This is a genomic window from Pseudaestuariivita atlantica, from assembly GCF_001205715.1.
Taxonomy (GTDB): Bacteria; Pseudomonadota; Alphaproteobacteria; order Rhodobacterales; family Rhodobacteraceae; genus Pseudaestuariivita; species Pseudaestuariivita atlantica.
This window is the reverse complement of the sequence record NZ_AQQZ01000038.1, coordinates 1-4,114: the sequence shown is the minus strand read 5'-3', so window position 1 is coordinate 4,114 and position 4,114 is coordinate 1. Positions and strand designations below refer to the sequence as shown.

Here is a 4,114-nt window from a genome sequence, read left to right as displayed (position 1 = left end):
CTCCTTTGTCGGCAACAAGAAAGCGCTGTCCGACCTTCAGACAGACTTTGCCGAGAAAGTCAGTGAGCCATATGGCCTCCGGCGGGGCATCAAGGGCTCTGTGGCGCGCCATGAGCGGGTTCAGAGGGTCTATGGGGCCTATACCGACAAAACGGATGCTGTGGACATCCCAGAGCGCCTGAGAGGCTCTCTCCTCGGCGCTGGCAAGGAAAGCGATGCGGAATGGCACGCGCGGGCCATAGAAGCCGCCACAGCGCGTGTCCGTGCCCTCATGCTGGAGATGATGGAGCGGGACCGCGTGTCGGACACTAAGATCAATCTGTCGAACCAGATGATCGAAACGCTGGAAGGTATCGTGACATCGCTTGGTGATGAGCTGGCCGAGGTGAAAGAGGAACTCAATGCCAAACGGGAAACAGCCGCTGATACCGCGTATCAGAACCGGCGGCTGGAAACGTCGCTGTCTCTCGCAGGTATCACCGACAAGGCAGAAGCGGCTGTTCGAATTTATACGGGTGTCGAAAAGCGAGTTCTGGCGGGCGATCTGAAAGTGCTCAAGGAAGCTGCCGGATCACCTGAGCGGGTCAATCTGGTTGTACAGGTTTACAACTGCGCCCTGCCACCAGACGTCCCGCTGACAGAAGATCAGCAAAGGTTCCGCAACGCGCTAATCTCGGTGCGGGATGAGATCAACAAACAGAACAAGGCGGATACCGTCACTGAGGTAGAGGCCTTGCCCCCTGCCCTGCCCTACACGCGGCTTGTTCTGGAACGGACGCGCGAGGATCGCACGACACCTCCGCTTAACAGCACTGCTGAAACTGAAGCATTCCTCGATGAAATCGAAGATGCGCTGTCCGATGAAGATCTGATCGCTTTGCGGGACGGTAACTCGGACGTGTTGGCCCCGATCCTGGGCAGGCAGCTGGAAGAAGCCGAACAGCTTAGACTTGCCCTCGCCTATTATCAGCAAACCGACGCTGAGATACCAAACCATGCGCTGCGCTCTGTTGCAGATCGGCTGGTTGATGTTGAAGAACCCGAAACACATACCCACAAGGATCGAGGTCCAATCCATTAAGAGCCAGATTGGCCGTGTTAGCTTTCTAAGCAGAATCTAAGGTTAGTCATTTGGAATCAGGCCTTTGGGTAAGGTTCTGATCCGTTTGTTGGTGTTATATAGGTGTTAGAATCTGTGTTACGTACATAATAGTAGCTCTTACTAAATTGAAACTATTCGATTTTTTATGGCATGTGGTAACTGATAACACGAATCTTGGTAACTGAAATCCTGCTTTTGGTAACTGATAACACGAATCTTGACTGCGGTAACTAAAACCACGAATGTTGTGCCATGGTAACTGATAACACGAACGTTCTGGCTCCCCTGCTGCCGGATCGTCATCCACAGCATGATCTTTTCATTTGCGATGTGGCCGACGCTGTCCTGAAGGACGTGATGCAACACATGGAGCATCCGTTCTATTCGCTCTCGAAGAAGCCGGAGACGACGGTCAAACGATATGAGAACGGGGACAAGTGGCTACAGATTACGCCGAGCGTGAAAGGTCTGGCGACGATCTACGACAAGGATATTCTGATCTACTGTATCAGTCAGATCATGGCGAAGCTGAAGGAGGGCGAAGCCGTTTCGCCCCGTGTCCGGATTAACTCCAGAGAGCTGCTGATCTTCACCAACCGGGGTACAAGTGGCCGGGAATACCAGTCTCTGCTCGATGCCCTTGATCGCCTCGAAGGGACGCGGATCAGGACAAACATTGTCACTGGCGATGAAGAGCAAGTCGATGGCTTCGGCCTGATCGACGCTTCCTCTATCCGCCGAAAGCACGGTTTGGACGGGCGTCTTTTATGGTGTGAAGTGAAGCTGTCAGACTGGGTCTTCAACGCAATCCGGAACGAAGAGGTACTGACCCTCCACCGGGACTACTTCCGCCTGCGCAAGCCCATCGAAAGACGGGTGTACGAGATCGCCCGGAAGCATTGTGGGCAGCAGAAAACCTGGCGCATCACGCTGGCCAAATTACTGCTTAAGACGGGGTCGCAAAGCCCACAGAAGCGCTTTCGGCAGATGATCCGGCAGCTCGCAGAGCATGACCATTTGCCGGATTACCACGTTACCTTTGAAGATGAAGCCGACATGGTGGTGTTCACCAATCGCGGCACGATGTCTCCTGCCCAGCTTGTTGAAGGCAGCATTCCACCGCTCCAGTCCGACACCTACGAAGAAGCGCGCCATGCAGCGCCCGGTTGGGACGTTCGTTTTCTGGAACGAGAGTGGCGCGACTGGTGTGTTGAGCCGCCCCGCAACGCTGACCGCGCTTTCATTGGATTCTGCCGAAAATGGTTCGAGAAGCGAGGCAGGCCTTGAGATTAAAAGCCGGTTACAGAAATAAAACCGGTAATAGATATAATTCCGGTGTTGGATTTAATTCCGGTATGAGATATAAAGCCGGTAACAACTAAGTGACAGGATCGAGCAATGCCCGTCATCGTTATGGCAAGCCCCAAAGGCGGGGTTGGAAAATCGACATGCGCAGTTCTTCTGGCGTCTGAGTTCGCCCGCATGGGCGCGGATGTCACGGTGCTTGACTGTGACCCGAACAAGTCTCTTACCCGGTGGGCATCTCATGGTGCGCCTTCTAGTGTGACCTTGAAGAGCGATGTTGGTCGGTCAGAGATCGTTCCGACCATCCGGAGCGCTGATGGTGACGGCAAGATCGTGATTGTGGACCTCGAAGGGGTTGCCTCCCAGCTCGTCAGTCGCGCCATCTCCCAGGCGGATTTGGTGATTGTCCCGATGCAGCCGACAGCCCTGGACGCAGAGATCGGTTCCGAAGCGTTGGCGTTGGTTCGCGAAGAAGAAGAAGCGCTTGGGCGGTCAATCCGGCATGCTGTTGTGCTGACCAAGACCAGCGCAGCCGTCAAAAGCCGTGTCCAGAAGGAGTTGGAAGAACAGCTTAGTGGGGCAGGGATCGACGTGATCGAGCCGTCCCTGGTCGCGCGCGCAGCGTTTTCGGAACTCTTTGCCTATGGGAGTGATCTGACAGCGATGATGAATGACCCGGAGATGGTCACGGGTGGCAAGGTAGATAAGGCGTTGGCAAACGCTCTCTCATTCACGGAGGCTGTTTATGAGCGGCTCAAATAGGCTTGCTGGGCTGAAAGCCCGTCCGAAGGGGACGACCGTTGAAGATGTTCGCCGTGTTGATGAGGTTGGAGAGGCGAGGGGGTTCCTCGATAGAACTCCTCGCAAGAAGCCTGGAAGAAAACCCAGCCCGCGAACCCACCAACTCCACCCGAAGGTGCTTCCCGAAGTGGGCGAGGCGATTGCAAACGAGGCGGAAAAGCTTGGGGTCACGCAAGGGCAGCTCATTGAACGGCTGTGGGAAATCTACCGCAAAGCTCAATAGACAGAGCAAACATGAAAGCACATCTCGAAAAATACGATCTGGAAAAGAACATCGCGCGTTACTACCGCATGTCTGTATTGCCTAATCTGTTTGGAGAATGGACGCTTAGCCGCGAATGGGGTCGGATCAGTCGTGGTGGCCGAGTTCGTATGGACTTGTTTCGCAGCAAAGCTGAGGCAGAAAATGCTCTGGAGACATTGACGGATGCTAAGCGAAAACGTGGTTATTCAAGCGTTTAGGTTACGCCTTTCGCTTCGGGTAACTCCCATCTAGCACCCTTCGCTACGATCTTCTCTGCATCCTTCATCCGTTTGATATGTGAACGGAACGTAGTTTCTTTCAAATCGTAAACCACGGTCCGCGCTTCAAGATACAAGTCGCGGTTTGATAACGGCTTCTGCGAACGCCGTAAGGCATCAAGAATCCTGTTTTCGATCAGAACACGATTCACGCTGTTGCGGCGGATCGGCTCACGTTCTTGGGCTTCATCCTGACGCGCCTTTAACAACAACCGCTCTAGCGCGGCCCTTTCACTTTGTAACTCTTTGATTTTTATATCAACTTCCTTGATTTGTTTAGTGATGTGATTTTCAAGGTATGGTGTTTTTGAGTTCATGTTGCGCTCCACTATTTTGCAACATATCCTACTTTTTTAGGATTTATTTTTCTTATTATAAACAATA

At 53.3% G+C, this 4,114-nt stretch carries 6 protein-coding genes; 5 read left to right on the top strand and 1 reads right to left on the bottom strand.

Features of this window, described 5'->3' with window-relative positions; all coding sequences use genetic code 11:
• The 5 genes from ATO11_RS22245 to ATO11_RS21570 all read left to right on the top strand — a co-directional run.
• Positions 1 to 1,081: plasmid recombination protein (locus ATO11_RS22245; RefSeq protein WP_207383007.1), on the top strand; the 1,081-nt coding region annotated here is incomplete at its 5' end.
• Between the two features lie 273 nt (positions 1,082 to 1,354).
• Positions 1,355 to 2,389: a replication initiator protein A gene (locus ATO11_RS20920; RefSeq protein ID WP_050532857.1), complete on the top strand. Its 1,035-nt coding sequence runs from the start codon at positions 1,355 to 1,357 to the stop codon at positions 2,387 to 2,389.
• A 111-nt stretch (positions 2,390 to 2,500) separates the two neighbouring features.
• On the top strand, positions 2,501 to 3,169 hold the full coding sequence (locus ATO11_RS20915; RefSeq protein WP_050532856.1) for a ParA family protein: 669 nt from the start codon (positions 2,501 to 2,503) through the stop codon (positions 3,167 to 3,169).
• On the top strand, positions 3,153 to 3,431 hold the full coding sequence (locus ATO11_RS21575; protein ID WP_082176585.1) for a chromosome partitioning protein ParB: 279 nt from the start codon (positions 3,153 to 3,155) through the stop codon (positions 3,429 to 3,431). The genes ATO11_RS20915 and ATO11_RS21575 overlap by 17 nt, the downstream gene beginning before the upstream one ends.
• Positions 3,432 to 3,442: 11 nt before the next feature.
• Positions 3,443 to 3,670 (top strand): WGR domain-containing protein, encoded by a 228-nt coding sequence (locus tag ATO11_RS21570; protein WP_082176583.1) that lies wholly within the window; start codon positions 3,443 to 3,445, stop codon positions 3,668 to 3,670.
• On the opposite strand, the gene ATO11_RS21970 is transcribed toward ATO11_RS21570, so the two are convergent.
• Positions 3,667 to 4,047 carry a hypothetical protein gene (locus ATO11_RS21970; RefSeq protein WP_134643203.1) on the bottom strand — a complete coding sequence of 127 codons (381 nt, stop codon included), beginning with the start codon at positions 4,045 to 4,047 and terminating at the stop codon, positions 3,667 to 3,669. The genes ATO11_RS21570 and ATO11_RS21970 overlap by 4 nt on opposite strands.
• Positions 4,048 to 4,114 lie beyond the last annotated feature (67 nt).

Excerpts from the sequence above, each read along its gene's own strand:
- ATO11_RS20920 (WP_050532857.1), top strand. The coding sequence starts at position 1,355 with ATGGTAACTGATAACACGAACGTTCTGGCTCCCCTGCTGCCGGATCGT.
- ATO11_RS20915 (WP_050532856.1), top strand. The coding sequence starts at position 2,501 with ATGCCCGTCATCGTTATGGCAAGCCCCAAAGGCGGGGTTGGAAAATCG.
- ATO11_RS21575 (WP_082176585.1), top strand. The coding sequence starts at position 3,153 with ATGAGCGGCTCAAATAGGCTTGCTGGGCTGAAAGCCCGTCCGAAGGGG.
- ATO11_RS21570 (WP_082176583.1), top strand. The coding sequence starts at position 3,443 with ATGAAAGCACATCTCGAAAAATACGATCTGGAAAAGAACATCGCGCGT.
- ATO11_RS21970 (WP_134643203.1), bottom strand. The coding sequence starts at position 4,047 with ATGAACTCAAAAACACCATACCTTGAAAATCACATCACTAAACAAATC.